The 24,562-nt window shown below is 68.9% G+C and carries 25 protein-coding genes; 10 read left to right on the top strand and 15 right to left on the bottom strand.

Annotated features, from left to right (window positions below; genetic code table 11):
• The first annotated feature begins 33 nt into the window (after positions 1-33).
• Entirely contained in the window at positions 34-837 is an 804-nt protein-coding gene (locus ACZ5V4_RS13030) for a tetratricopeptide repeat protein (RefSeq protein WP_464315293.1), read from the top strand.
• A gap of 34 nt (positions 838-871) precedes the next feature.
• On the opposite strand, the gene ACZ5V4_RS13025 is transcribed toward ACZ5V4_RS13030, so the two are convergent.
• A complete protein-coding gene (locus tag ACZ5V4_RS13025) occupies positions 872-1,459 on the bottom strand; it encodes a MarC family protein (RefSeq protein WP_464315292.1) in 588 nt (195 codons plus the stop codon).
• Positions 1,460-1,511: 52 nt separating this feature from the next.
• Between ACZ5V4_RS13025 and ACZ5V4_RS13020 the strand changes: the two genes are divergently transcribed.
• The 3 genes from ACZ5V4_RS13020 (at position 1,512) to ACZ5V4_RS13010 (ending at position 5,912) form a co-directional block, all read left to right on the top strand.
• On the top strand, positions 1,512-2,243 hold the full coding sequence (locus ACZ5V4_RS13020) for an ABC transporter ATP-binding protein (RefSeq protein ID WP_464315291.1): 732 nt from the start codon (positions 1,512-1,514) through the stop codon (positions 2,241-2,243).
• Positions 2,228-4,792, top strand: coding sequence for an ABC transporter permease (locus tag ACZ5V4_RS13015; RefSeq protein ID WP_464315290.1), 2,565 nt, complete (start codon positions 2,228-2,230; stop codon positions 4,790-4,792). Before ACZ5V4_RS13020 ends, ACZ5V4_RS13015 begins: the two co-directional genes overlap by 16 nt.
• Positions 4,793-4,883: 91 nt before the next feature.
• Positions 4,884-5,912, top strand: a complete 1,029-nt coding sequence (locus ACZ5V4_RS13010; RefSeq protein ID WP_464315289.1) for a lipocalin-like domain-containing protein — start codon at positions 4,884-4,886, stop codon at positions 5,910-5,912.
• A gap of 117 nt (positions 5,913-6,029) precedes the next feature.
• Here the strand turns inward: ACZ5V4_RS13010 and ACZ5V4_RS13005 are convergent, their stop codons facing one another.
• From ACZ5V4_RS13005 to dsrA, 4 genes are all read right to left on the bottom strand, one after another.
• Complete coding sequence (locus ACZ5V4_RS13005; protein ID WP_464315288.1) at positions 6,030-7,445, bottom strand: cobyrinate a,c-diamide synthase; 1,416 nt, start codon at positions 7,443-7,445, stop codon at positions 6,030-6,032.
• A gap of 124 nt (positions 7,446-7,569) precedes the next feature.
• Complete coding sequence (locus ACZ5V4_RS13000) at positions 7,570-7,809, bottom strand: dissimilatory sulfite reductase D family protein (RefSeq protein WP_464315287.1); 240 nt, start codon at positions 7,807-7,809, stop codon at positions 7,570-7,572.
• A gap of 66 nt (positions 7,810-7,875) precedes the next feature.
• The gene (gene dsrB / locus ACZ5V4_RS12995) at positions 7,876-9,024 is read right to left on the bottom strand and encodes a dissimilatory-type sulfite reductase subunit beta (RefSeq protein WP_464315286.1); all 1,149 of its coding nucleotides are present in this window, start codon (positions 9,022-9,024) and stop codon (positions 7,876-7,878) included.
• Positions 9,025-9,039: 15 nt separating this feature from the next.
• On the bottom strand, positions 9,040-10,353 hold the full coding sequence (gene dsrA, locus ACZ5V4_RS12990; RefSeq protein WP_464315285.1) for a dissimilatory-type sulfite reductase subunit alpha: 1,314 nt from the start codon (positions 10,351-10,353) through the stop codon (positions 9,040-9,042).
• Between the two features lie 323 nt (positions 10,354-10,676).
• Between dsrA and ACZ5V4_RS12985 the strand changes: the two genes are divergently transcribed.
• Positions 10,677-11,309 (top strand): YkgJ family cysteine cluster protein, encoded by a 633-nt coding sequence (locus ACZ5V4_RS12985; protein WP_464315284.1) that lies wholly within the window; start codon positions 10,677-10,679, stop codon positions 11,307-11,309.
• A 43-nt stretch (positions 11,310-11,352) separates the two neighbouring features.
• Here ACZ5V4_RS12985 and ACZ5V4_RS12980 read toward each other — a convergent pair whose 3' ends face one another.
• A complete protein-coding gene (locus tag ACZ5V4_RS12980; RefSeq protein ID WP_464315283.1) occupies positions 11,353-11,721 on the bottom strand; it encodes a hypothetical protein in 369 nt (122 codons plus the stop codon).
• A gap of 8 nt (positions 11,722-11,729) precedes the next feature.
• Positions 11,730-12,221, bottom strand: a complete 492-nt coding sequence (locus ACZ5V4_RS12975; RefSeq protein ID WP_464315282.1) for a YajQ family cyclic di-GMP-binding protein — start codon at positions 12,219-12,221, stop codon at positions 11,730-11,732.
• Positions 12,222-12,313: 92 nt separating this feature from the next.
• Here ACZ5V4_RS12975 and ACZ5V4_RS12970 point away from each other — a divergent pair, with 92 nt between their 5' ends.
• A complete protein-coding gene (locus ACZ5V4_RS12970; RefSeq protein WP_464315281.1) occupies positions 12,314-13,663 on the top strand; it encodes a deoxyribodipyrimidine photo-lyase in 1,350 nt (449 codons plus the stop codon).
• 122 nt (positions 13,664-13,785) lie between these two features.
• On the top strand, positions 13,786-15,219 hold the full coding sequence (locus tag ACZ5V4_RS12965; protein WP_464315280.1) for a sensor histidine kinase: 1,434 nt from the start codon (positions 13,786-13,788) through the stop codon (positions 15,217-15,219).
• A 10-nt stretch (positions 15,220-15,229) separates the two neighbouring features.
• Here the strand turns inward: ACZ5V4_RS12965 and ACZ5V4_RS12960 are convergent, their stop codons facing one another.
• On the bottom strand, positions 15,230-15,994 hold the full coding sequence (locus ACZ5V4_RS12960) for an MBL fold metallo-hydrolase (RefSeq protein ID WP_464315279.1): 765 nt from the start codon (positions 15,992-15,994) through the stop codon (positions 15,230-15,232).
• 3 nt (positions 15,995-15,997) lie between these two features.
• On the bottom strand, positions 15,998-16,477 hold the full coding sequence (locus ACZ5V4_RS12955; protein WP_464315278.1) for a hypothetical protein: 480 nt from the start codon (positions 16,475-16,477) through the stop codon (positions 15,998-16,000).
• Between the two features lie 129 nt (positions 16,478-16,606).
• Here ACZ5V4_RS12955 and ACZ5V4_RS12950 point away from each other — a divergent pair, with 129 nt between their 5' ends.
• Genes ACZ5V4_RS12950 through ACZ5V4_RS12940 form a run of 3 tightly spaced genes read left to right on the top strand, consistent with a single transcriptional unit; the run spans position 16,607 to position 18,710 of the window.
• Positions 16,607-17,125, top strand: coding sequence for a toxin-antitoxin system YwqK family antitoxin (locus ACZ5V4_RS12950; RefSeq protein ID WP_464315277.1), 519 nt, complete (start codon positions 16,607-16,609; stop codon positions 17,123-17,125).
• A gap of 8 nt (positions 17,126-17,133) precedes the next feature.
• The gene (locus tag ACZ5V4_RS12945; protein ID WP_464315276.1) at positions 17,134-17,460 is read left to right on the top strand and encodes a lipoprotein; all 327 of its coding nucleotides are present in this window, start codon (positions 17,134-17,136) and stop codon (positions 17,458-17,460) included.
• A gap of 2 nt (positions 17,461-17,462) precedes the next feature.
• Positions 17,463-18,710: a glycosyltransferase family protein gene (locus tag ACZ5V4_RS12940; protein WP_464315275.1), complete on the top strand. Its 1,248-nt coding sequence runs from the start codon at positions 17,463-17,465 to the stop codon at positions 18,708-18,710.
• Between the two features lie 153 nt (positions 18,711-18,863).
• Here the strand turns inward: ACZ5V4_RS12940 and ACZ5V4_RS12935 are convergent, their stop codons facing one another.
• From ACZ5V4_RS12935 to ACZ5V4_RS12910, 6 genes are all read right to left on the bottom strand, one after another.
• Positions 18,864-19,145, bottom strand: a complete 282-nt coding sequence (locus ACZ5V4_RS12935; RefSeq protein ID WP_464315274.1) for a hypothetical protein — start codon at positions 19,143-19,145, stop codon at positions 18,864-18,866.
• Between the two features lie 95 nt (positions 19,146-19,240).
• The gene (locus ACZ5V4_RS12930; protein WP_464315273.1) at positions 19,241-20,119 is read right to left on the bottom strand and encodes a M23 family metallopeptidase; all 879 of its coding nucleotides are present in this window, start codon (positions 20,117-20,119) and stop codon (positions 19,241-19,243) included.
• 5 nt (positions 20,120-20,124) lie between these two features.
• Positions 20,125-21,561 carry a DNA integrity scanning protein DisA nucleotide-binding domain protein gene (locus ACZ5V4_RS12925; RefSeq protein WP_464315272.1) on the bottom strand — a complete coding sequence of 479 codons (1,437 nt, stop codon included), beginning with the start codon at positions 21,559-21,561 and terminating at the stop codon, positions 20,125-20,127.
• Positions 21,562-21,717: 156 nt separating this feature from the next.
• Positions 21,718-22,146, bottom strand: a complete 429-nt coding sequence (locus tag ACZ5V4_RS12920) for an ATP-binding protein (protein ID WP_464315271.1) — start codon at positions 22,144-22,146, stop codon at positions 21,718-21,720.
• Positions 22,143-22,502 (bottom strand): STAS domain-containing protein, encoded by a 360-nt coding sequence (locus tag ACZ5V4_RS12915; protein WP_464315270.1) that lies wholly within the window; start codon positions 22,500-22,502, stop codon positions 22,143-22,145. The genes ACZ5V4_RS12920 and ACZ5V4_RS12915 overlap by 4 nt, the downstream gene beginning before the upstream one ends.
• A complete protein-coding gene (locus ACZ5V4_RS12910; RefSeq protein WP_464315269.1) occupies positions 22,499-24,562 on the bottom strand; it encodes a SpoIIE family protein phosphatase in 2,064 nt (687 codons plus the stop codon). Before ACZ5V4_RS12910 ends, ACZ5V4_RS12915 begins: the two co-directional genes overlap by 4 nt.

The raw sequence follows: 24,562 nt of genomic DNA, 5'->3' as shown, positions 1-24,562 counted from the left end.
CGTTTGCCGCCCGGGCGAAAGGGACACCGACTCATGAACATCACCGCAAAGACCATCAAGGAAGACCTGGCGCGCTCCAAGGCGTCCTACCTCAAGAAGGAGGACCTGCGCTGCCTGACCACCCTGGCCTCGGCCCTCAAGGGGTTCGTGGCCGTGAAGCTGCCCGGCACCGACCGCGCGGAGATCGAGAGCCACTTCCGGGAGGCCTTCGGCAACCTGGGCAAGATCCCCCGCGTGCTCAAGTTCGCGCCCAAGGGCGTGCCCTACCTCAAGGGAGAGGAGGCCAAGCTCTTCCAGTACGTGGCCGCCCTGTACAAGAAGGTCCAGGAGGACCTCGAGCGCGAGAGCTACGAGCAGATGCGCGAGCGCAAGCTCAGGATCGACCAGTGCATCCTCAAGGGCCAGAAGCTCCTGGACGACGGCAACCTCCTGGAGGCCCAGCGCAACTTCCGCGAGGCCGTTTCCCTGCGCGTGGACGAGGACGGGCTCTTCCCCATGCTGGCCATGCGCCTCATGGACAAGGGGCAGCACAAGGCCGCCCTGGAATACCTGAAGGGGGCCATCGAGACGAGCCCGGGCAACGCCAGGGCCTACGACCTGCTGGTCACGGCCGTGGGCAAGTGCGGCGAGGCGGAAACCGGGCTCAAGATACTCGGGGACGCCGCGAAGAGATCGGCCCCGGCCCCGCTGGTGCTGGCCGCGTCCGCCCAGGTCAAGGCCCAGGCCGGGCAGTGGGCCGAGGCATTGGCCGACGCCAAGGCCGCGCTCGCCCAGCAGCCGGACATGTCCCAGGCCGCCAAGGTCGCGGCCCAGGCCGCCAGGAAGCTCAGCGGCTAGGCGTTTTTCCCGGGCAGGCTCCTCCCCTGCCCCGTCATCCGGCCTGGGAGATGAACTCCACCACCCCCTTGCGCACCAGCATCACCGCGATGGCCGCCAGGAGCAGGTTGGATATCTTGGACACTATCTTGGCCCCAGTGACCCCGAGCATCCGGTTGAGCGGCCGGGCCGCCATGAACACGCACCCGGCGATGAGCGTGTTGGCCGCGAGCGCCGCCAGGGTCAGCGCGACCCCGTAGATCTCGCTTTGCAGCATGGCCGTGGTCAGCACGGCGGGCCCCGCGATGAGCGGTATCCCGAGGGGCACCACGCCCAGGTCCTCGGGGTTCACGCGCTCGCGGCTCTCGCCCACGCTCACCAGGTCCGAAAGCGAGAGCACGAAAAGAAGTACTCCCCCCGCCACCATGAAATCGGCCACGGTAATGCCCAGCATGGACATGAGCTTCGCGCCGAAGGCCACGAACAGCCCGGCCACGGCCGTGGCCGACACCACCGATTTCACCACCAGGGGCGCAAGCGCCCTTTGCCCCATGCCCTGGGTGAAGCCTATGAAGATGGGCAGCACGCCCACCGCGTCCACGGCCACGAAAAGGGGCACGAAACAGGCCCAGAACTCCGCCATCGCTTTCCTCCCGGCTTGACCTCGCTCGGCCTTGCGAGGATAGAAGCCGTAAATGACATCGCCCAACCGCCAGCCGTTGGCAACCCCGGCCGGAAGCCCCGTCATCCTGGCCCGGGACCTGGCCAGGCTCTATCCGTCGCGCGGAGGCGACTCGCCGGGTGTGCGCGGCGCGAGCTTCGCCGTCCTGCCTGGGCAGCTGGTGCTCATCACGGGGGCCAGCGGCTCGGGCAAGACCACGCTTCTTTCGCTGCTTGCCAGCCTGGACACCCCCACGGACGGCGAACTCACCGTCTGCGGGCATGACCTGCGCCGGGCCTCGCGCGCGGTGCTCACGCACTTTCGCCGCCACGTGGTCGGCATGGTCTTCCAGAGCTTCAACCTGATGCCCACCATGACCGCGCTGGAGAACGCCTGCCTGCCCGCCCTGCTCGCCGGGGAGCCGCTTTCGAGGGTCCGGCCCCGGGCCATGGAGCTCATCGAGCGCCTGGGGCTCGGCCCCCGGGCCGCCCACCTGCCGGACGAGCTCTCGGGCGGGGAGATGCAGCGCGTGGCCATCGCCCGGGCCCTGATCAACGACCCTCCCGTGATTCTGGCGGACGAACCCACGGGCAACCTGGACAGCGCGAGCGGCCAAGTGGTCATGGACCACCTGGCCGGGCTCTCTTCGCGGCTCGGGCGCACCGTTGTCATCGCCACCCACGGCGACCTGGCCGGCCACCCGGCGGACCGCGCGCTCTGCGTCAAGGACGGCCGCGTCTCGGAGGGGGCGTGCCCACCGGCGTGAACTTCCCGCTCCTGGCCGCCTGGTTCGTGCTGCGCCAGTGGGGGCGTAAACCCTGGCGCTGCCTGGCCGTGGCCCTGGGCGTGGGCCTCGGGGCGTCGGTCTTCCTGAGCGTGCGCCTGGCCGCCGACGCCTGCGGCGAGGCCTTCAGGCGCAACATGGACGCCTTCACGGGCACGGCCTCCGTGGCCGTTTCCTCCCCGGGGGCGCGCGTGGACGAGCGCCTGGTGGCCGCTCTGCTCGCCCATCCGGCCGTTCGCCACGCCTCGCCCGTGCTCTCGGCCTACGTCGCCGGCCCGGACGGCCGCCCGCTGCGCATGGTGGGCATCGATCCTCTGCTGGACCGGCCTTTCCGCCTGGGCGCGGCCCCGGGCGGCCAGCCCTCCCTGGACTGGCTCTCCCTGATGGCCCGGCCGGACACCATGGTCCTGGGCCAGGCCGCCGCCAAAAGGCTCGGCCTTGCCCCCGGCGATCCGGCCCCGCTTCGCGCCTCGGGCCGCGAGGCGCGCTTCACGGTGCTGGGTGTTTTGGACGCCCAAGGGCTTGGCGGCGTGGAATCGGGCGACCTGGCCGTGGCCGACATCGCCACTGTGCAGGAGTTTCTCGGCGTGGCCGGGCTCGTGGACCGCATCGACGTGATCCTGGCCCCCGGGTACGGTCCGGACGCGCTTTCCCCGCTCCTGCCGCCGGGCGTGCGCGCCGCCCCGCCCGGCGAGGCCCGCGAATCGGGGCTGGCCATGATCGGGGCCTACCAGTTGAACCTCACGGTGCTCTCCTTCGTGTCGCTCTTCGTGGGCATGTTCCTGGTCTACAGCCTGGTCTCGCTGGACGCGGCCGCCAGACGCAAGGAGCTCGCCGTGCTGCGCTCGCTCGGCGCGGGGCCGGGCATGGTCACCTCGCTGGTGCTCTTTCAGGGCGCGGCGCTCGGGGCGCTGGGCTGGCTCATCGGCATGCCCGTGGCCGCGCTCTCCACGGACGCCATGCTCTCGGGCGTCGCCTCCACGGTGAACAACCTCTTCGTGCGCGTGGCCGTGGGCGAGGCCAGGCTCGACCCGGCCGAGGTCGCCACGTCGCTCGCAGTCACCCTCGCCATCTCGCTTCTGGCCTCGGCCGGGCCAGCGCTTCGCTCCATGCGCGTGCCCCCGCGCGAGGCCATGGCCATCCACGCGGCCGAAGAGCGCTCCCCGCGCCGCGCCCGCACCTTCACGAGCCTCTGCGGGCTCGCGTTCTGCCTCGCGGCCTGGCCCGTGAGCGGGATGCCCTCCCCGCCCGGGTTCGCCCTCACCGGGTACCTGGCCATCCTCTCGCTTTTCATCGGCCTCGCCCTGCTGGCCCCGGCAGCGCTTCGCGCCACGGCGCTCGCCCTCGCCCCGCTCGCCCGCCTGGGCGGCGCGCCCGCCATGCTCGCAAACGCCCAGGGGGCGCGCGGGCAGGACAGGGCCTCGGTGGCCGTGGGCGCGCTGGCCACGGCCATGGCCCTTTTCCTGGCGCTCTCCACCATGGTGCACAGCTTCCGGGCCGGGTTTCTCACCTGGCTGGACCAGACCGTCACGGGCGACCTGTTCTTGCGTCCGGCCATGGCGGAGCTGAACGGCTACCGGGACGCCCTGCCTGACGGGCTTGAGCGTTGGCTCCTGGCGCGCGGCGATGTGGAAGTTGTGGAGTACCTGCGGCGACACATGACCCTGGGCCGCGTACCGTTCCAGTTCGAGGCCACGGACATGGGGCTTCTCATGCGTCTGTCGTCTTTCACGGTGCTGGACGCTCTGCCTGACGCGCCCGGGCTCCTGGAATCGGGCCGGGGAGTGGCCGTGGCCGAGGCCCTGGCCACCCAGGCCGGGCTCAAGCCCGGGGACCGCTTCCGGGTGCAGGTTGGCGCGGCGCGCCTCGACGTGCCCGTGGCCGCCGTGGTGCGCAGCTACCGCACGCGCGGGGGCGAGGCCTATTTCGACATCGGCGCGTTCCGGGCCCTGGGCGGCGAGCCCGGGGCCGGGGGCTACCGCGTCTACTTCAAGGACAGGTCCGGCGACATCGCGGCCAGGGCCGAGGCCCTGCAGGCCGACTTGCTGTCCGGCCCCTACGGTCCCGCAATCGAGGCCGTGCCCGGCCCCAGCCTGCACCGCATCGTCACGTCCATCTTCGACGACACCTTCGCCATCACCGGGGTGCTTCTCATGGTTGCCCTGGGCGTGGCCGCGCTCGGGGTCTCGGTGACGCTCACGGTGCGGGTGCTCGAGCGCTCCCGCCAGCTCTCCACGCTCTTCGCCTTGGGCGCGAGCGGCGGGCAGATGGCGCGCATGGTGCTCTTCGAGGCACTGCACCTGGGCCTTGCCGGGCTTGCGCTCGGGATCGCCGGGGGCGCGGGCCTGGCAGCCATCCTGGTCTACAGCGTCAACCGCCAGTCCTTTGGCTGGACGTTTCCCTACCTCACGGACTGGCGCGCCCTGGCCTTCTCGCTGCCCCTCGTGCTGGCCGCCGTGCTTCTGGCCGGGCCGCCCGCGTGCCGGGCCGCGCTCTCGCGCCCGCCCGCCCTGGCCCTGAGGGAGCGTTGAGATGAGGCTTCGCTTGGCGTCCCTTTGCCTCGCGTGGGCGCTTCTTGCCTTGTTTCCTGCGCTTTCCCGTGGGGAGGACGCCTTCACACCCGTGACCGGCCCCTGCGGCTTCACCTTCCCCCGCGACCACGGCCCGCATCCCGGGCACAAGACCGAGTGGTGGTACTACACCGGAAGCCTCGCCGCATCCGACGGCAGACGCTTCGGGTTCCAGTTCACCATCTTCCGCAGCCAGCTCGCGCCTTCGGGCGCGGAAAAGACCTGGCCGGACCCGCCCTCGGCCTGGCGCTCCAACCAGATCATGCTCGGGCACGCTGCCCTGACGGACGTGTCCGGGCGCAGGCACGTCCAGTCCGAGCGCGTTTCTCGCCAAGCCCTGGGCCTGGCCGGATGGGAGCAAGGGCCGGTGTCGGTCCGTTTCTTCCTGGGGGATTGGAATTTGGCGATCTCTCAAGGCGCGCACGCCCTCAAGGCCACCGGGGACGGCTTCTCGTTCGAGCTCGCGCTTTCGCCGCAAAAAGGCCCCGTGGCCCACGGAAACGGCGGCTACAGCCTCAAAGGCTCCCGGCCCGAGAGCGCCAGTTGCTACTACAGCTTCCCGCGCTTGTTCGTGAGCGGGTCCGTGACGACAGACGGCAAGACCGTCCCGGTCACTGGCCAGGCCTGGATGGACCACGAGTACTCGTCGGCCCCGCTGGAGCAGGGCATTTCCGGGTGGGATTGGTTCAGCCTGCGCCTGACCGGCGGGTGGGACCTGATGGTCTTCTTCCTGCGCACCGGGGACGGCTTCGCCGAGGCCTCGTCCGGGACGCTCATCGCGCCTGACGGCACGGCCACGCATCTTCCGCTTTCGGCCCTGATGCTCGCTTCCACCAGCACGTGGACCAGCCCGCGCAGCCAGGCCCGCTACCCCGCCGGCTGGAAGCTCGCGGCTGGCGGGCTCGAGCTCGAGATCACGCCCGAGGCCGCCGACCAGGAGATGAACACCCAGGGCTCCACCGGAGTGAACTATTGGGAGGGGCTCGTGCGCGCCAAGGGGACGAATAACGGGGAGCCCGTGACGGGCGAGGGCCATGTGGAGCTTACAGGCTACGACAAGCCGTTCACGGCGAGGTACTGAGGCTTCGGAACGCAGGCCGCCACGGCAAATGGACGCGGTGGGACCGGCCGGATATTCGGCCGCGCGGGGGGCGCGAAAGCGGCGCGTGTCCATCCCGCAGGGAATGCGAGGGGATATCTAGGCCGGCCCGGCCTTCTTCCCGGCGGCGAAGCGCGCGCTGGCGCTCACGAAGTTCACGGCCCAACGCGGCGAACCCAGGGCGTGGATGTGCGTGTAGGCCGCGAAGGTGTTGGCGCTGACCACGCCGTCCATGCCTTCGAGCATGCCCGAGCCCCTGTCCATCTCCAGGGCGAACGCGGGCCTCTCGCCGTGGCCGGTGTAGTACGACTGGGCCAGGCAGCGCGAGTAATGGAACTCGTGGCCTTTGACGAGCGCCCCCACCGGATGGAAGGGGTTTTCCGCCACCACCCTGGCCTGGGCGTAGCCCAGCCCCTGGGGCCGCGCGCAGAGCGTGGTGGCCAGGGGGAACACGCCCGCCATGGGGTAGATCTTGCCCTCGGCGTGCAACTCCTCGCAAAGGTACATGAAGCCGCCGCACTCGGCGTAGATGGGCATCCCAGCACGCGAAAATTCCAGCACGCGGGCGCGCACGGCCGCGTTGTCCGCCAGGGCCTGGGCCTGGGTCTCGGGGAAGCCGCCGCCCAGGTAGAGCCCGTCGAGGTCCGGCCAGGGCGCGTCCGAGAGAAGGCTCACCTCCACCAGCTCCGCGCCCGCGCGGCGCAGGGCCTCCAGGTTCTCCTGGTAGTAGAACCACAGGGCCGCATCCAGCACGTAGCCGATGCGCGGTTTTTCGTCCGTCACCGGGGAGGGCCAGATGTCCGCACTGTTTACGCGCAGATCAGGGGCCTTTCGCGCGATCTCCAGGAGCTTGGCCGTGTCGCAGCAGTCCCCCACGACCGAGGCGATGGATTCCAGGATGGCTTCCTGCCCCTCGTACTCGCGGTTGGAGATGAGCCCCATGTGCCGCTCGGGGATGGGGTTCTCGCGCAGCTTGGGCAGCGCGCCCAGCACCGGGACGCCCGTGTAGTGCTCGATGGTTTCGCGCAGGATGCGCCTGTGCCTGTCGCCCGCCGTGCGGTTCAGGATCACGCCCGCCAGGTCGAGCCCGGGTTCGAAATTGGCGCAGCCCTGCACCACGGCGGCCACGGTGCGGGTCATCTTGGTGGCGTCGATGACCAGGATCAGCGGGCAGGAGAGTTTTCGCGCCAGCTGGCTGGTGGAATAGGTGCCTGCCAGGTCCCCGCCGTCGAAGAGCCCCCGGTTGCCCTCCGTGAAGGCCAGGTCCGAGCCTTGGGCCTTGTGCGCGAACAGCGCGGCCATGACGTCCGGGTCCATGAGGAACGGGTCCAGGTTGCAGGCGGGACGCCTGACGGCAAGGCCCAGCCAGGCCGCGTCGATGTAGTCCGGGCCTTTCTTGAAGGGCGCGACGCCAAGCCCCTGGTTCACCCAGGCGCGCGTGAGGCCCAAGGAAACGATGGTCTTGCCGGAACCGCCGGAAAGACCGGCGAGCACGAGGCGGGGGATGCGGTACATGGAAGGATGGGGACCGTCCGGCCCCTTGAACTACTGACCACGCCCCGCGCCCCTCTTGCCGTCGGCATTCATGCCTGAGGGAAGACGGGCGCGGAACGCGGAGAAAATGTAGCTCCGAAGCGGCTTAGTCGCCTTCCTCGGTGGCGTGCTGCTTGCCAGCGCCCTTGAGGCCGATCATGGTGGTGGAGCCGGAGGACCAGTATTCCAGGGAACCCTCGGCGACCATCTGGTTGACCAGCTTGGAGACCTGCATCTTCTTCATGTCCGGCAGGAAGGCGTAGAAGTCCTTCAGGTAGAACTTGGACTTGTTGGTCTTGGCCTTCAGCGTATCGATGATATGCTGTTTGGCTTGTGCTTCGTCCATTCGGAACCTCGCTTTGGTTTCCGGGGGGCGCGGGCCTCACGGCCCGCGCCCCCCGGTATGGGTTGCCTAGAACTTGAAGTTGGTGGACTGACGCCAGGTGAAGTACGCCGGATCGCGGAAGTCGTCGATCAGGTGGTGCGTGAAGTCCAGCTCGCACTTCTCGAAGAAGCTCTCCCAGCCGATGCGCTCGGCCCAGTCGCCCAGGCGCTCGTACTTGTTGGCTTCGGCCGCGTACACTTCGATGATCTTCTTGACCACCTTGGCCAGGGTAGGCCAGCGGGGCGGCTCGTTGGGGATGAAGGCCACGGCGACCTTGGAGAACTTGGGCATGGAGATGCGGTTGGACACCTTGCCGCCGACCATGATGATCACGCCGTCGCCTTCCTGGTCGGAAAGGGGCAGCGAGGGGCACATGGTGTAGCAGTTGCCGCAGTACATGCAACGCTCGTTGTTCACCAGGATGGTGTTGACCTTGCGGCCGTCGGGCAGATCGGTCTTGCCGGGCTTCAGGGCGCCGGTGGGGCAGGAGGCGATCGCCAGCGGGATTTCGCAGAGGTTGTCGAGGTACTCGTGGTCGATGAGCGGCGGCTTGCGGTGGTAGCCCACGACGGCCACGTCGGAGCAGTGGCAGGCGCCGCACATGTTCAGGCAGCAGGCCACGGCCACGCGGACGATGGCGGGCATGCGCATGTTGGTGAAGTCATCAAAGAGCTCGTCCATGATGATCTTCACGGTGCCCGAGGCGTCGGTGGCCGGGGTGTGGCAGTGGACCCAACCCTGGGTGTGGACGATGTTGGACACGGAGGCGCCGGTGCCGCCGACGGGGAACTTGAAGGAACCCTTGTCGAACTTGCGGGAGTTCAGGTCGGCCTTCAGAGCCTTGGCGGTCTCCAGGGAAGGCGTCATGAACTCGATGTTGTTGCGGGTGGTCCAGCGCAGGTAGCCGTCGCAGTACTGCTTGGCGATGGCGCAGGCCTCGCGGATGTACTCGGTGGACACCAGGCGGGCGGAACCCACGCGCACGGTGTAGACCTTGTCGCCGCTTTCGGCTTCGTGAACCAGAAGGCCGGGCTCGAGGATCTCGTGGGAGACCCACTTGCCGTAGTTCTTCTCCAGGACCGGAGGCAGGAATTCCTTGAAGAACCGGGGTCCGATGTCGGAAATGCGGTTCTCCATCGGCTTGGCGGGATTGTACCCGGAAGAAACGAACGCCATGTGTTGTTCCCCCTTTTAGCGCTGGTGCAGTTTGCGGTATTCGTTGATGTCACGGGACCAGCCGCCGGGCACCTCGTCTTCCTTCCAGAAGATGTAGGGGTTGGTGCGGGGCTCCTTGACATGCTGGGCCATGGCCGGAATGCCGGTGACTTCCAGGACCTTCTGGAAGCCCAAGCGCTTCAGGGTCTCGCCCAGGCGCTCACGGTTCTTGCCTTCTTCCATCCACCAGTCCCAGATGTTCTCGATGACTTCCTTGATCTCGTCGTAGGGATCCTCGGCCGGGATGAAGGGCACGAGCAGGGAGCTCATCTGAGCGCCGTCCAGGATGGGCGCCTTGGCGCCGACCAGGATGGACGCGCCGCGCTCGTCACCCACGCGCAGGGCCTTGGGCATGACGTTGATGCAGTGCATGCAGCGGTAGCAGTTCTTGGTGTCGATCGCCAGCTTGCCGCCCTCGTAGCTCATGCACTTGGTGGGGCACAGGTCGATGACTTCCTTCTGGATGTCGAACTTGCCCCAGTCGCGGCCGGAGTGGGCGCCGCCGTTGGGCGGGATCTCGCCACCGACGTAGGCCTTCACGGCGGCCTGGTCGATCTTGATGTCGTCCTTCCAGGTGCCGATCACGGAGAAGTCGGAGCGGGCGATGGAGGCCACGCAGCCGTTGGGGCAGCCGTCGAACTTGAACTTGAACTTGTAGGGGAACTGGGGACGGTGCAGCATGTCCTGATACTCGTTGGTCAGAGTATGGCACATGTGCTGCGCGTCGATGCAGGCGAACTCACAACGCGACATGCCGATGCAGCAGGCAGGGGTGCGCAGGTTGGAGCCGGAACCGCCCAGGTCCTGGTTGTGCTTGTGGGTCAGCTCGTAGAAGATCTCTTCCAGCTGGGGGGTAGTGGTGCCCAGCCAGATGATGTCGCCGGTCGAGCCGTGCATGTTGGTCAGGCCGGAGCCGCGGAAGTCCCACAGGTCGCACAGCTCTTCCATGTAGTCGGCCTTGTAGAACAGGCCGGAGGGCTGAGCCACGCGCACGGTGTGGAAGTGGGCCACGCCGGGGAACCTTTCGGGCTGGTCGCAGTAACGGCCGATGACGCCGCCGCCATAGCCGAACACGCCGACGATGCCGCCGTGCTTCCAGTGGGTGGTTCCGTCGGTGTAGGACATTTCAAGCAGGCCCAGCAGATCGTCGATGACGTCCTCGGGGATCTGCAGTTCGATGCCCTTGGGGTTCTTGTGGCGAACTTCCGCGGCATGCTTCAAGTCTGAGACGAAGCTGGGCCACGGACCGCTCTCAAGCTGGTCCAGCAACGGGGTCGGGTGTTTGGCCATGTGTTCCTCCAAAAGAGTTGTAAGAGTTACAGCCCTGTTAACGAAAATCGCGCCCCGCCCTTGCGGATGCGACGTTTTCCCGACTTAAGCCCACGAACGCACGGCAAGCGCTCGTGGCGCGGCTCGACATGGGGATAAACAAGGATTAGAAGCATAAGAGATTACTGTCAATCCTCCAAGGCTACCACGCGCGTGAAGTTTCTAACATGCTTTCCACCGGGCTGCAAAGAAAATTCAACCCCGGCCCGCGCGGGCCGGGCACTTGCCGGGTTTGATCCCTTGCCCGGCGCGGCTTCACGCGTTATAAATTTCACAAGGAAACCATGACAAACTTCACCGACACCCCTTCCTGCCGCCGCTGCGGCGAGTGCTGCCTCAAGGGCGGCCCGGCCTTACACCGCGAGGACCTCGAACTGGTCCGCCCGGGGCTGATCGCCCGGGAAAGCCTGATGACGCTGCGCCGGGGCGAGCCCGTGCACGAGAACGTGGCCGGGGCCGTCGGGGGGCTCGCGGCCGAGGTCGTCAAGCTGGCCGGGGCCGGCGGCGGGCACGCCTGCGTGTTCTACGACCGCGCGGCGAAAGCCTGCCTGATCCACGGCAACAGCCCGGCCGAGTGCAGGGCGCTTTTTTGCGAGGACACCTCGGCCCTGGAGGCCATCTACCGGGAGGGACGGCTCACGCGGGCCGACCTGGTGGACACGGGCGGGGGGCTCTGGGAGCTGATCGAGTACCATGACGCGGCGTTCGGGGCGGGCGAGGCAGCGGGGCTTGCCCGGGAGGCCCGGGCCGGGGACAGCGCCGCGCTGGCCCGGCTGCGGGAGGTCATCCGGGCCGAGGCCGCGTTCAGGCGGGAGTTCGCCGCGAAGACCGGCGTTTCGGCCCGCGAGATGGACTTCTATTTCGGACGGGCGATGGGTGTCGTTTGCAAGCCGTTCGGCCTGCCGGAGGAAATCTGAAGGACAGTCCAGGGGGAGGCTTCTCCCCCTGGCCGCCCCTGAATTACTGCGGCTGCGTGACCTCGCCGCCTTTCTGCTGCGGATAATCGAACGCGCGGCGGCAGTAGATGATGCACCAGTCCGTCGCGTTGCCGATGGCGTGCTCGCAGTTGCGCATGGCGTTCTGGCGCATTTCGAGCATCTGGAGTTCGTTGCATCCCTTGATGCATTCCTCCTTGCTGGCGTGCTCCTGCTCCAGGTAGTCCCTGTAGGTCTGGCAGAGCGAGTCGTCCCAGCAGTCGTAGTCGATCTGGGCGGGCCAGCAGAATCCGTAGAACTCCCCTGGGGTCAGGGGGCGCTGGGCCCCGGCGCATCCGGCGGCGAGCGCGGCCAGCGCGAGGGCGGCGAGAATGCGGGAAAGCTTGCCGGTCATGGTTCCCCCTAGCTCTTCATGTTCACGTACTGGAGCGGCGTGGGCAGCTCCGAGGAGTTCAGCAGGCGCATCACGGCCTGGAGGTCGTCGATCTTCTTGCCGGTCACGCGGACCATGTCGTCCATGATCTGGGCCTGGACCTTGATCTTGGAGTCCTTGATGAGCCCGGTGATCTTGCGGGCGGTGTCCTTGTCCACGCCTTCCTTGACCTTGACCTCCATGCGCATGAGCGAGCCCCCGGCGGGCTTGGCCTCGCCGAACTCCATGAAGCGGGTGTCCACCTTGCGCTTGACCAGGTTGCCGATGAGCATCTCGCGCACGGCCTTGGCGCGCATCTCGCTTTCCGTGGTCACGGTGAGGACCTTGGTCTTCTTGTCCAGGCCGATCTCCGTCTTGGACCCCTTGAAATCGAAGCGGGTGGCGATCTCCTTGACCGTGTTGTTCACGGCGTTGTCCACCTCCTGCAGGTCCACCTTGCTGACGGCGTCGAAAGAAGGCATGATATACTCCTGTATTTCCGGAATTTTCTTGATGCTCTCCGCTTTTACCGCGTGCGGGCTCACTTGGCAAGCAGCAGGAGGAGGAGGCGGACATGAACGAACGCAGGGCGCGCCTCGTCTCCGGGGGCGCCACGGGGCCGGGGCCGGTGGTCTTCTGGATGCACCGCGACCACAGGGCGCGCGACAACTGGACGCTCTTGTTCGCAGCCGGGCTCGCGGCGCGTCTGGGACGCGGCTTCGTGGCCGCCCACTGCCTGGACCCCGCCTATCCGGCCGCCACGCCGGGGCATTTCAGGTTCCTGGTGGACGGGCTCAAAAAGACCGCGCGGGAGCTCGAGGCCCTGGGCGTGCCTTTCGTGCGCCTGCTGGGCGACCCGCCCGTGGAAATCGCCCGGCTGGCCGGGGAGCTTGGCGCGGCGGCCGTGGCGACGGACTTCGACCCCCTGCGCCACAAGCGGGCCTGGATGCGCCGGGCGGGCACGGCGCTCCCCTGCCCGCTTTACGAGGTGGACTCGCGCAACGTGGTCCCCTGCTTCGCGGCCTCGGACAAGGCCGAGTACATGGCCAGGACCATCAGGCCCAAGATCCACAGGCTGCTGCCCGAATTCCTTGAGGACTTCCCCGAGCCGCCGCGCCAGGCCGGGCACGTGCCCGCGATCCGGACGAGCTACTCCTGGGACGAGGTGGAGCGCGCCCTGCCCGGCCTGGCCGGGGCCAGGGCGCCAGGAGGGTTCGAGCCGGGCGAGGCCGCCGGGCTGGCCGCGCTCGGGCGCTTCGTGGACGCGGGGCTCGAGGGGTACGCGCAAAAGCGCAACGACCCCTCGCGGGACGGGCAGTCCGGGCTGTCGCCCTGGCTGCACTTCGGCATGCTCTCGGCCCAGCGCGCCGCGCTCGCGGTCTTCTCAAGCCGCGCCCCGGCCGCGGACAAGGAAGCCTTCGTCGAGGAGCTCGTGGTGCGCCGGGAGCTCTCGGACAACTTCTGCCTGTACAGGGAGGATTACGACCGAACCTCCTGCTTCCCGGACTGGGCCAGAAAGACCCTGGCCGCCCACGCCGGGGACCAAAGGCCCTACCTGTACGCGCGCGACGTCCTGGAGGCCGGGCGCACGCACGATCCGGCCTGGAACGCGGCCCAGCGCGAGATGCTCCTCACGGGCAAGATGCACGGCTACATGCGCATGTACTGGGGGAAGAAGATCCTGGAGTGGACCGCAAGCCCGGAAGAGGCCCTGGAGACGATACTGGCCCTAAACGACCGCCACTCCCTGGACGGGCGCGACCCCAACGGCTACGCGGGCGCGGCCTGGTGCGTGGGCGGTGTGCACGACCGGCCGTGGGGGGAGCGGGCCGTGTTCGGCACGGTGCGGTACATGAATTTCGCGGGGCTCAGGCGCAAGTTCGACGTGGAGGCCTACGCGGCCAAGGTGGCCGCGCTGGAGTGAGGAGCGTGCCCCGAATTCACGCGCCAGGGCTCGACATGTTCCGTTTATCCTGTATTGTTCCCGCAGGATGAGGACAAGTCCTTCCCGCAACGCCAAAACCACGCACGCCAACGATGAACAGAATGCTCTCCCGGAGACTGCACGCGATCATGCGGCGCTGGCGGCAAAAGGCGTCCTGCCAGGCGCTCAGGCTTCAGGACCTCGAGAGCTACTTCTCGTCGGGGGTGATCCTGCTGGCCGTGATCGACGCGAAGGGCAGGTTCCTGCGCCTTAACACGGCCTGGGAGGCGACCCTCGGCCACCCTCTCTCCGAACTGACCGGCATGCCCTACAAGGAGCTCGTCCACCCGGACGACCTCGTGACCACGGACGAAGCCATCGCGCACGTGCGCAAGGGGGAAAAGGTCAAGAGCTTCGTGAACCGCTACCGCCACAAGGACGGCTCCTACCGCTTCATCGAATGGGACGCCTCGATGCGAGGCGGTTGCTTCTTCTGCGGCGCGCGCGACGTCACGGAGGCTGTCACGGCCCGTGAGTTGCTGTGCGAGAGCGAGGAGCGCTTCCGCGCGCTCCTGGACACCATCGAATCCGTGTCCGTGCAGGGCTACTCCGCCGACGGCACCGTGCATTACTGGAACCCGGCCTCGGAAAAACTCTACGGCTACACCCGCGAGGAGGCATTGGGGAACAACCTGATCGAACTGATCATCCCTCCGCCCATGCGTGACGAGGTGCGCCAGGCCATCCGGGGCATGGCCGAGACCGGGCGGGCCATCCCGGCGGGGGAGCTGACGCTTATGCGCAAGGACGGCTCACCCGCGCCGGTTCTTTCCAGCCACGCCGTGATCAGGACCGCCAGCGGCGAGAGCGTCCAATACTGCATGGACGTGGACATCGCGCAGCTCAAGCGCGCGGAAGCCGAAACGGCCGCCTCGCTCGAGGAGAAGAAGGTGCTCCTGCGCGAAATCCACCACCGGGTGAAGAACAACCTCCAGATCATCTCCAGCCTGCTCTCGCTTCAGGAGCACACCCTGGACAGCCCGGAAGGCCGCGCCGCCCTCGCGGACAGCCGGGGCCGCATCGCCTCGATGGCCGCGATCCACGAGCAGCTCTACCGCTCCAATGACTTCGCCGGGATAGATGCGGCCGCCTACCTCAGGCAACTGCTGGCGAGGCTCGTGAGCTCCCACCGGGGCAAGCGCGAGATAAGCCTGGAGATCGAGGCGGAACCGGTCTTCCTGACCCTGGAACAGGCCATCCCCTTCGGCCTGGCCATGAACGAACTGGCCACCAACGCGATCAAGCACGGCTTCGCGGACCGCGACAAGGGCAGGATACGCGTGGCGGTGGAATTCACGGGAGGGCGCGTCGAGACGCTGATTGAGAACGACGGGCTCGAACTGACCCGCGACTTCGACCCGTTCGAGGCGCAGACCCTGGGCATGCGCCTCGTGACGTCGCTGGCCGGGCAGCTCAAGGGCCGGATCGCAGCAGGGCCTGGCCGCGACGGCGAGGGCGCCATGTTCCAGTTGAGCTTCCCGCTGGCCAAGCCTTGACGTGAGCGGATCAGACCGTGTGGACGTGGCCCGGCAGGGGGACGAAACCCGCGCCGTCCAGGAGGGCCTCCACCTCGGCCATGCTCCCGGCCCTGAGCCGGCGCTCAAGGTGCACCAATGCCAGGGCTCCGGGGCTGGTCACGCGCGCAAGCTCCGCGGCCTCGACCACGGAGCCGTGCCCCGGGTCGCCGGGCTCCAGCGCGAAGGCCTCCTGGACCACGAGCCCTGCTCCCCAGGCCAGGGCCAGGCACTCTGAAGCCGGGGCTCCGTCGCCGGAGTAGTAGAGGCTCGCGTCGTCGTCCTCAAGGCGCAGCGCCAGGCAGGGCTCGGCGTGGGTGGTGTAGGCCCCGGCCAGCGAAAGGCCCAGGACGTCCAGGCATTCGCCGGGCTCGCACTCGGCGTAGCGAATGGGGAAGTCCAATTTTTCCCGGAGGTTGGGATAGGCCAGATCCAGGGCCTTGGTCACGGCCATGCCCACGCCCGGGCGCCCGGCCACGACGAGCTCGCGAGTGCGCCCGGCCAGGCGCATGCGCGCGGCCAGGGCCGGAAAGCCGAGGAAGTGGTCGCCGTGGAAGTGCGAGAGCCACACGGCGTCGGGGCCGTCGGGCGAGGCGTCGAGCTTTGGTCCGTGCAGCCAGTAGGCGTGAGCGGCGGTGAAGCCGCAGTCCAGCAGCACCTCGCGGCGCTGTCCGTTCGCCGTGGCCTCCACCAGCAGGCTCGTGTTGGGCAGGGCCTCGTCGAAGGCCTCGCCCACCCCGCAAAACAGGACGCGCACGGGCTAGAATCCCTTGGAGCGCTTGCGCTCCTCCCAGCGGCCGTAGATGAAGCCGCAGAGGATGCCTATGATGCAGCTCAGGATGCACATGATCCCGAAGACGCCGATGAGGGCGTTGATCTCGCCCACGGTGCGCTTGCCGAAGAGCATCCGGGCGAAGGCGAAGAGCACCCAGATGATCATGCCCGCGTGGAAGCCGTAGAACAGGCCGTCCATCATGCGGTCGTGCACCTCGGTGGACTCGATGTAGCGGTAGCAGATGAGCTGGCTGATCACGCCGAAGAGCGTGATGGAGCCGAACGAGGCCAAAAACTGGATCAGGATGGTGATCACGGACGCGTACAAAGGGTCGTTCTTGAACACCGAGATCATAAACGCCGGGACGAGGCTCGTTATCCAGATGCCTCCGACGATCAGGTCGCTCCGGTGCGGGGAAAGAAAGGACGACGATTTTTCGCGCTTATTGGATTTGGGGAAGGTCATTGCGCTTTGCGGACTCCAGGAAAGGTCAGCGATTGCTCCCTGCCCTGCGCTAGCTACCGTCATCGCCACCGGAAAGCAAGCGGGGCTTGGCCCTTGCCAGTGAAAACCCCTGAGGCTATCCTGGGCCCGATGCGCACCCTCGTCACAGCCCTTCTGCTGGCCCTGGCCCTCCTGCGGCCCCAGGCCCACGCCGCCCAGGCGGCCGCCTCCCCCGAGGAAATGGAGGAGCGCGGCGGCCTCATACACAAATCCGGGGACTCCGCCCCCTATTCAGGCCAGGTGCAGGACCTCCACCAGTCCGGCAAACCCCGGCTGGAGGCCGTGTACTCCGGCGGCAGGCTCGTCTCCAGCAAGGTCTGGTACGAGAACGGCCAGATCGCGGAGGAAGTTTCCGTGGCCTCCGACACCTGGACCATCCGGCGCTACGGCGAGTCCGGCCGCCTGGAGGAGGAGACCGTGGCCGTGTTCCAGGGCGGGCGCAAGGTCTCGGAGAACACGAAGCTCTGGGGAGAGACCGGGCACGTGCGCACCGAGGCGGGCTTCAAGGGGGGCAAGCTCCACGGCCCGCTCAAGGAATACGACGACTCCGGGCAACTCGTGCGCGACGAACTCTACGAGCAGGGCAAACTGGTCAAGAAGATCAAATAGGAGCTCCCATGAAACGCATCCTCCTGGCCGCCCTGGCGGCCCTTGTCCTGGGCGGCTGCTCGGGAGAGGACCTCAAGAAGCAGCTCGCCCAGAAGAACCAGCTCATCGCGGCCCAGGAAGCCGAGATCAAGAAGATCAAGGACGACATGGCCGCCCGAGAGGCTGACCTCAAGAACCAGTGCGAGCAGCGCGTCCAGAAGCTCTCGGCCCAGCAGAAGCACCAGGTGGACACGTTGAACGCGCGCATCGCCCAGCTGACCAAGGCCAAGGAAGCCCAGGAGAAAAAGCCGGCCCCCGCGCCCGCCAAGGCCAAGAAAAGCTCCGGCGGGCGTTGACCGTGGCCGCCGGCCAAGCCGGACATACCCCGGCTGGCGAAGGTTTCTGGGAGCGCGTTCGCGCCCCGCGCTTCCGGGGCCCCTCCCCCCGCCTGCTCCTCTTCACCAGCGGCTACTTCCTGCAGCGCGAGATAACGTCCGCCTCGGCCCGCCTGGGCTGGGAGCTCTTCCAGCTGCCCCTGCCGCTGGGCGGCAGGCTCGAGAGCGGGTTCGTGGAGGCCCTGCTCACGGCGGCGGCCACGTTCAGGCCCGATTTCGCCCTCACCGTGAACCACCTGGGCCTGGACCGCCAGGGAGAACTCATGCGCCTGTTCGAGCGCATGGCCCTGCCCCTGGCCTCCTGGTTCGTGGACAGCCCAAGGCTCATCCTGCACGACCATCCGGGGCAGGCAAGCCCCTGGTGCGCGCTCTTCACCTGGGACGCCGACACGCTCCCGGGGCTTCGCGGCCTGGGCTTCGACCTGGTGAGCCATCTGCCCCTGGCCACGGACACGGCGCTCTTCGCCCCCGGCTGCCCAGGGCGCGGGCAGTGGCTCGCGGACGCGGGCTTCGTGGGCGACTCCATGGAAAGGCCCGTGGCCGGGCTCGCAAAGCGCCTTTCGGCCCACCCCGAGGCCAGGCGTGCGGCCCTGGCGGCAGCGGCGGATTTCGCGGCCTCGCCAGAGCGCGAGGCCCTTGGCTTCATGCGAAACGCCCGCCCGGACCTCGCCGCCCTGTGGGAAGCCCTGCCGGACGCCCAGGCGAGGCTCGACATGGAGCAACTGCTCACCTGGGAGGCCACGAGGCTCTACCGGCTGGAGCGCGTGCGCGCGCTTTTGTCCTTCTCGCCGCTCATCGCCGGGGACGGCGGCTGGATGAGGCTCCTGCCCCCGGGCGGCTGGCGGCTGCACCCTCCGCTCGACTACTACCGCGACCTGCCCGGGTTCTACCCGCGCTGCCGGGTCAACTTCAACGCCACCAGCCTGCAGATGAAGGGCGCGCCCAACCAGCGCGCCTTCGACGTCCCGGCCTGCGGCGGGTTCCTGCTCACCGACCGGCGCGAGCAGCTGGAGGCGCTGTTCGACCCGGAAACGGAGCTGGCCTGCTACGGCCCCCCGGAGGAGATACCGGCGCTCGCCCGCCGCTGGCTGGACGACCCCGGGGGACGCGAGCGCCTGGCCCGGGCCGCGCGCGCCCGGGTGCTCGCGGAGCACGACTACACCCACCGGCTGAAGGCCATGCTCAGGGCCATGCGCAAGAACTACGCCTAGCTGCCCGCCCAAAGACTCCCGCTGGCGGCGCTGCCCCGAGAAAGCCAAACCTTCGCGCGGCTGGGGACAAAACAAAAGGCGCGCTTTCGCGCGCCCGAAGCTGCACGGCGCTCGGAGGCCGGGCGCAAAAGAGGGAGAAGAACCCCGCGAGCCCTAGTACGGCCGGTTCCTGCGGCGCTCCTCGGCGTTGACGCTCTTGGCCTTTTCCCAGGCCAGCTTGTACTTCTCGGTGGCCTTGGCGATGCGGGCCTTGTCGCCCGAGGCCTGGGCCTCGGCCAGTTCGGACTGGGCCTGCTCGAGCTCTTTGATCGCGATGGACCTCTCGGCCTCGAAGGTCTCCATGGTCATGTACTGGAGGTTTCTCTCGTAGACCTCGTATTTCGAGCACCCGGACGCGGCGAAAACCACCGCGAGGGCGAAAAGCACGTATTTCATCGTGTCTATCCTGTCATGTTCGCTGTGTGGGAAAGAGGGAGAATAGCAGAAAGTGAACCCGTCCGTCCACACTCATGGCCGCGCGGGCGGGGCCGTCAATCCAGCATGTAGTTCATGGGGTCCACGGGCTGGCCGCTCACGCGCACCTCGTAGTGCAGGTGCGAGCCCGTGGTGCGGCCGCTCATGCCCGAAAGGGCGATGCGCGAGCCCCTGGCCACCTCGTCGCCCTCCTCCACCAGGGAGGACTTGAGGTGCGCGTAGATGGTGCTCACGCCGTGGCGGTGCTCCAGTTCGACCTTGAGCCCGTAGCCGGACTCGTAGCCCACGAAGGCCACCTTGCCGTCGGCCGGGGCCACGATGGGGCTGCCGACCGGCACGCCGATGTCCACGCCCTTGTGGTGGTCGCGAGAGCGGCCCATGTAGCGGTAGCCGAAGGCTGAATTGAGGTTGCCCCGCACCGGCCACAGCGACGGCCTGGCCGCGAACTCCAGGGCGCGCTCGCGCATGATCGAGGCGAGCTGGCGCTGCCGGGACTCCTGGAAGGCGATCTCCTCCACCAGGGCCCGGGCCATGGCCGTGAGCTGGCGGCCCAGGCGGCGCTCGTCGGCCGCGCCCGTCTCCATCATCCCGGCCGAGCCCACGCCGCGCACCTCGCCGGAGGCGTCGGAGAGGTTCGTGAATCCGGCGAGCTTGGAGTTGAGGGTGGCCACGGGGTCCAGCTCCCGGCGAAGCGAGGCCAGGCGCTCGTGCGCCACGAGCAGGTCGATGCGCTCCTTGGCGCGCTGGTGGCGGGCCTGGCGCACCTCCTGCCCCAGGGCGCGAAGCCCGGCCATCTCCGGCAGCCTGAAGGCCAGGTGCGCGGCCCCGGCCAGGGACAACGCGGCCACGAAGGCGGGCAGCCAGACGGGCAGCCTGAGCAGGCGGCGCAGGCGGCCGTCCCTGGTGCGGCGGTAGACGACGTAGCTCGCGGGCACCGCGCCTATTCCTCCAGCCAGGTCGCCAGCGCGGGGGGATCGAGGTCGAGTTCGTCCTCGGCGCGCAGGTCGCACGCGGCGTTCAGCTGAACCCCGCCCTGAAAGATGAATACCGGGGTGTCCGAAGAGACGACCACGGCGATGATGCCCGGGTGCATGGCCGTGAAGCGCATGGCCGAATTGAAGCGCGCCCCCCGGGAGCGGTCCTCGGACTCGACGGCCTTGCCGTCCAGCAGGCAGCCGAAGGCCTTGAGGCAGCTGCCCCCGGTGAGCAGCAGCGCGCCGTCGAGCTTGGCCAGGGACTTGGCCAGGTCCAGGAACTGCGGCTCGGAAAGGCACAGGGGCGGGTCCACGTGCTGGCCCGCGAGCACGGGCAGGGCCTCGCGCGGGTCCAGCACCAGGGAGCAGCCGAAGCCCTCCTTGCGGGCCTCGTCCACGATGGCGCTGACCACCTGGAAGAGCGAATGCCCCTGCTCGGCGGATATCTCGGTCTCCAGGAGCGCCTCCTCCAGGATCACCAGGTTGGGCTTGCGCGTGGTGGACTGGTAGGCCCCGTCCACGAAGCTGCACACGGGCTTGCCGCCCAGGCGCAAAAATCCGAAGCGGTCCTGGAAGTCGGCCGTGAGCCTCGAGGCCAGGCCGTTGGCCGGGCCGCTGACGCCGAGCACCCGTTCGCCGTCGCTCACCAGCCTGCGCATGGAGTTCTCCACGCTCAGAAGCAGCTTGCGCACGTGCTTGGCGTTGTGCAGGAGGGGCCGCTCGATCTCGGGGAAGCGCACCAGCCAGGGCACGTTGTCCGCGTCGGCGGGCTCCACGAAGACGATCCGCCCGGCAGGGGGCTGGCCCTCCTCGCGAGTGGTGGAGATGTCCAGCACGGCCTGGAGCACGGGATAGAGCGGGATGCGCGGAGGCCGGCCCAGGGTCCTGCTCATCTCCTGGAAGAGGTGGTTCCTTATGGCGTGCTGCTCGAAGGCCTCCAGGGCGTGCTTGGAGGCCGAGGTGAAGAACGCGCCCTCGGAGGCGTAGTCGTGGGCCAGAAGCCAGGAGGCGTGCTCCAGCCAACGCTCCGTGGGGCCGGTGGAGCACATGTTCGGGTGCAGCTCGGTGAACCACATCTGGTAGAAGAGCGGCTGGGAGTAGCCCCCGGCGCAGATGAGCCCGGTGAGGTGGAGCTTCTCGGCCCAGGAGGCCTGCCCGAAGGGCTTCATGGCCGCCGTGTCCGGGGCGTTGTCGCGCCAATCCTGGGATTCCAGGAAAAGTTTCGCCAGCTTGGGCTCGTGCCCGCGCAGAAGCCGCCTGGGGTCGAGCACCTTGAGGGGCGCGTCCCTGGTTTCGGCCATGACCAGCGCCACGCGGCTGGGCCCCGAGAACCTGGACAGGCCCTGGCGCAGCCCTTCGAGCACGTTGCGGGCGGATATCTGCTTGGCGGTGTGTAGGATCATGCTCCACGCGACGCTTATGGGCCAGGGGTCCCGGGGCGCGTTTCGCGCCCTGGGGGCGGGGTGCCGGGGGTGAGTGGGGATGGCGGTCCGCTAAAGACCCTGACCAAACGTCCGCTGCACTTGCTAACGCCAAACCTCGCCGCTTGGCAACCCCGCTCAGGCCCAGGGGCGGACCATGGTCAGGACGTTCTTGCCGCCCTTGCGCTCGAACCCGACCTTCTCCATCACCGCGCCCATGATGCGAAGCCCCCAGCCGCCCAGCGGCATCTCGTCGAGGTCGCGCCCGTCGGGCATGGGGGGCGTGACCTCCGGGAAGCGCTCGAAGCCCTTGCCCGCGTCGGCCACGGTCACGGTGAGCGCACCGGCCTCGAAGCGCAGGCCCACCTCCACCAGGTGGCCCGGCTCGCGCCCGTAGCCGTGGATGATGGAGTTGTTCACGGCCTCGCACACGGCCACCTCCACCAGGGAGGCGTCCTGGGTGGGGCCGGGCTCGCGCTCCAGGATTCCCCGGACCGCGTTGCCCACCAGGGACACGTTCTCCAGGGAGCTTCCGATGGCCAGGGCCAGGGACCGCGCGCCGCTCACGACCCGCCCTCCCCGCGCCGGGCCAGGGCCTCCACGGCGTCGTCCACCGTGGGGTAGAGCCCGAGGAGCCCTCGGTCCAGCTTGACCACCTCGAAGAGCCTGCGCACCTGGGGCAGCACGCCCGAGCAGGCCAGGCGGCCCTTGCCCGAGAGCGCGCGCAGGGCGCCCAGCAGCACGGCCAGCCCCGTGGAGTCCATGAAGCTCACGGCCGAGAGGTCGCAGACCACGAAGCGCTGCCCGCGCGCGAGCGCGCGCTCGAGCCTGTCGCGGAACGCGCCGCACCCGGCCGCGTCCAGCCTGGCGCCCAGGGGCGCGAGCACCGTGACGCCGTTCATCACGCTTTCCAGCACGTTCATGCGCCTCCTCCGCGGCCGCCCGGGGCGGCCAGCTCCAGAAGCAGGACCGAGAGGTCGTCCTGCGGTTTGGCCTTGCCGCCGAAAGCCTTGAGCCTGCGGCGCAGCGACTTCATCATTCCGCCGAGCCCGCCGGCCTGCCGGGCCGCGAGCCACTGCTCCAGGTTGTCCGCGCCGAAGCGCCCGCCCTCCGGCCCCTCGAACTCCGTGAGCCCGTCGGTGTAGAGCGCCAGGACGTCCCCGGGCTCGAGCAGCGCCTCGCCCTCCTCGAAGGGCATGAGCCCGCCCAGCCCGATGACAGTCCCGCCCGCGTCCAGGCGCGCAAGCCCCCCGCCCCTGCGCCTGAGCACCGGGGAGGGATGGCCCGCGCCGCAATAGTCGAGCTTGCCCGTGCCCAGGTCCAGGGTGAGGTAGAAGAGCGAGAAGTAGCGCCCGAAGCGCTCCAGGGGGAATTCCTCGTCCAGGGCCGCGAGCACGTCCCGGGGCCGGGCCGGGCCCAAACCCGCCCGGGAATGGAACTGGAGCGCCTGGGCGGCGGCGGCCGCCACCAGGGCCGAGGGCACGCCGTGGCCGCTCACGTCCAGGATGTAGGCCGCGATCACGTCCGGGCCCAGGGCCAGGATGTTGAAGATGTCGCCCCCGATGGCGGCGCTGGGCTCGAAGAGCCAGAGGGCGTTGTAGCGGGGGTCCTCGGGCAGGCCCTTGGGCAGGAGGCTCTTCTGGATCTCGGCGGCGGCGCGCAGGTCGCGCTCCAGGGCGGCCTGCTGCTCGGCCAGCCTGCGGGTGTAGCCGCGCTGGGCCTCCTCGGCCTGGCGCCTGGCGGTGATGTCGCGCAGGATGCAGGTCCGGAGCGACTTGGACGCGAACTCCACCGTGCTCACGGTGAGCTCCATGGGAAACGTGGAGCCGTCGGCGCGCACGCCCACGGCCTCCCGGCCGGGCCCGCCGTACGGCCCATGGGCCTGGTCCAGGGCTCCGGGGGCCACGTCCTCGAAGGCCAGCCCGTCAAGGCCCCCCTCGGGGCGGCCGAACATGGCCTCGGCCGCGGGGTTGGCCGTCTCGATGAGCCCGCGGCCGTCCACGGTGACGATGCCCTCGCCCGCGCCGTTCAGGATGGCCCGCAGCCTGGCCTCGCGCTCGGCCATGGCCTCCTCGGCCTTCTTGCGTCCGGAGATGTCCACGCCCACCAGGAGGTAGCCCTCCACGCCGTGGGGACCCTCAATGGCCGAGATGACGAGCTCCGCCGCGAACGAACCGCCGTCCTTGCGGTTGAGCGTCCATTCGCCGAAATCCTGCCCGCCCCGGCGGGCCAGGGCCGCGAGCACCCCCACCCCGGCCTGGCCGAGCTCCCTGCCGCGCCGGGCCAGCTCGTCCTCGTCCAGGAAGGCCAGGGGGGTTTCGCGGCCCTCCATCTCCTCCACCGTGAAGCCCAGCAGGTTCACCGCGCCCGGGTTGAACATGGTGATGATACCGCTAGGGCTCGTGGCCACCACGGCCACGCGGGAGGCGGCGGCCAGCACGCTCTTCAGGCGGGCGGAGAGCTCCTCCAGGGCCTGGAGCGCCATCTGCCTGGCCGTGGACTCCCTCCGCAATTCGGCGTTGAAGCGGATGACGTCCAGGGTGCCGCGCCTGAGCCGCTCGGCCTGCTCGTGCTCGGCGGTGATGTCGCGCGCCAGGAAGGCCAGGGCCGCCCCGTCCGGGTCCGCGTCCGGAACGGGCAGGACCGAGACCGCCAGCACGCGCCTGCGGCCCTCGCCGTGCCCGGCCTCCAGGAGGGCCGTGCGGGTCGCGCCCAGGGAGGAGGCGTCCTCGACCAGTTGCTCGAGCGCCATCCACTGGTCCTGAGGGAAGAACCCGGCCACGGGCTCCCCGGGCAGCGGCGGCCGGGAGAGCCCGAGCGGCGAGCCCGCCCCGGGCCCGGCCGCGACCACCCTGCCCGCGCCGTCCATGAGGATGGCGGCCAGGGCGTCGCTGCCCGCGAGGGCCCTGGCCAGGGCCATGAGCGTCGCCGGGGGGACGTCGCGGGCCTGGTCCGGCCCGGTGGTGGGCGATGAGTCCTTCAC

It is taken from the genome of Fundidesulfovibrio sp. YSD1, assembly GCF_055397115.1.
Note: the sequence above shows the minus strand (reverse complement) of the source record. Positions and strands in the feature narration are given on the sequence as shown.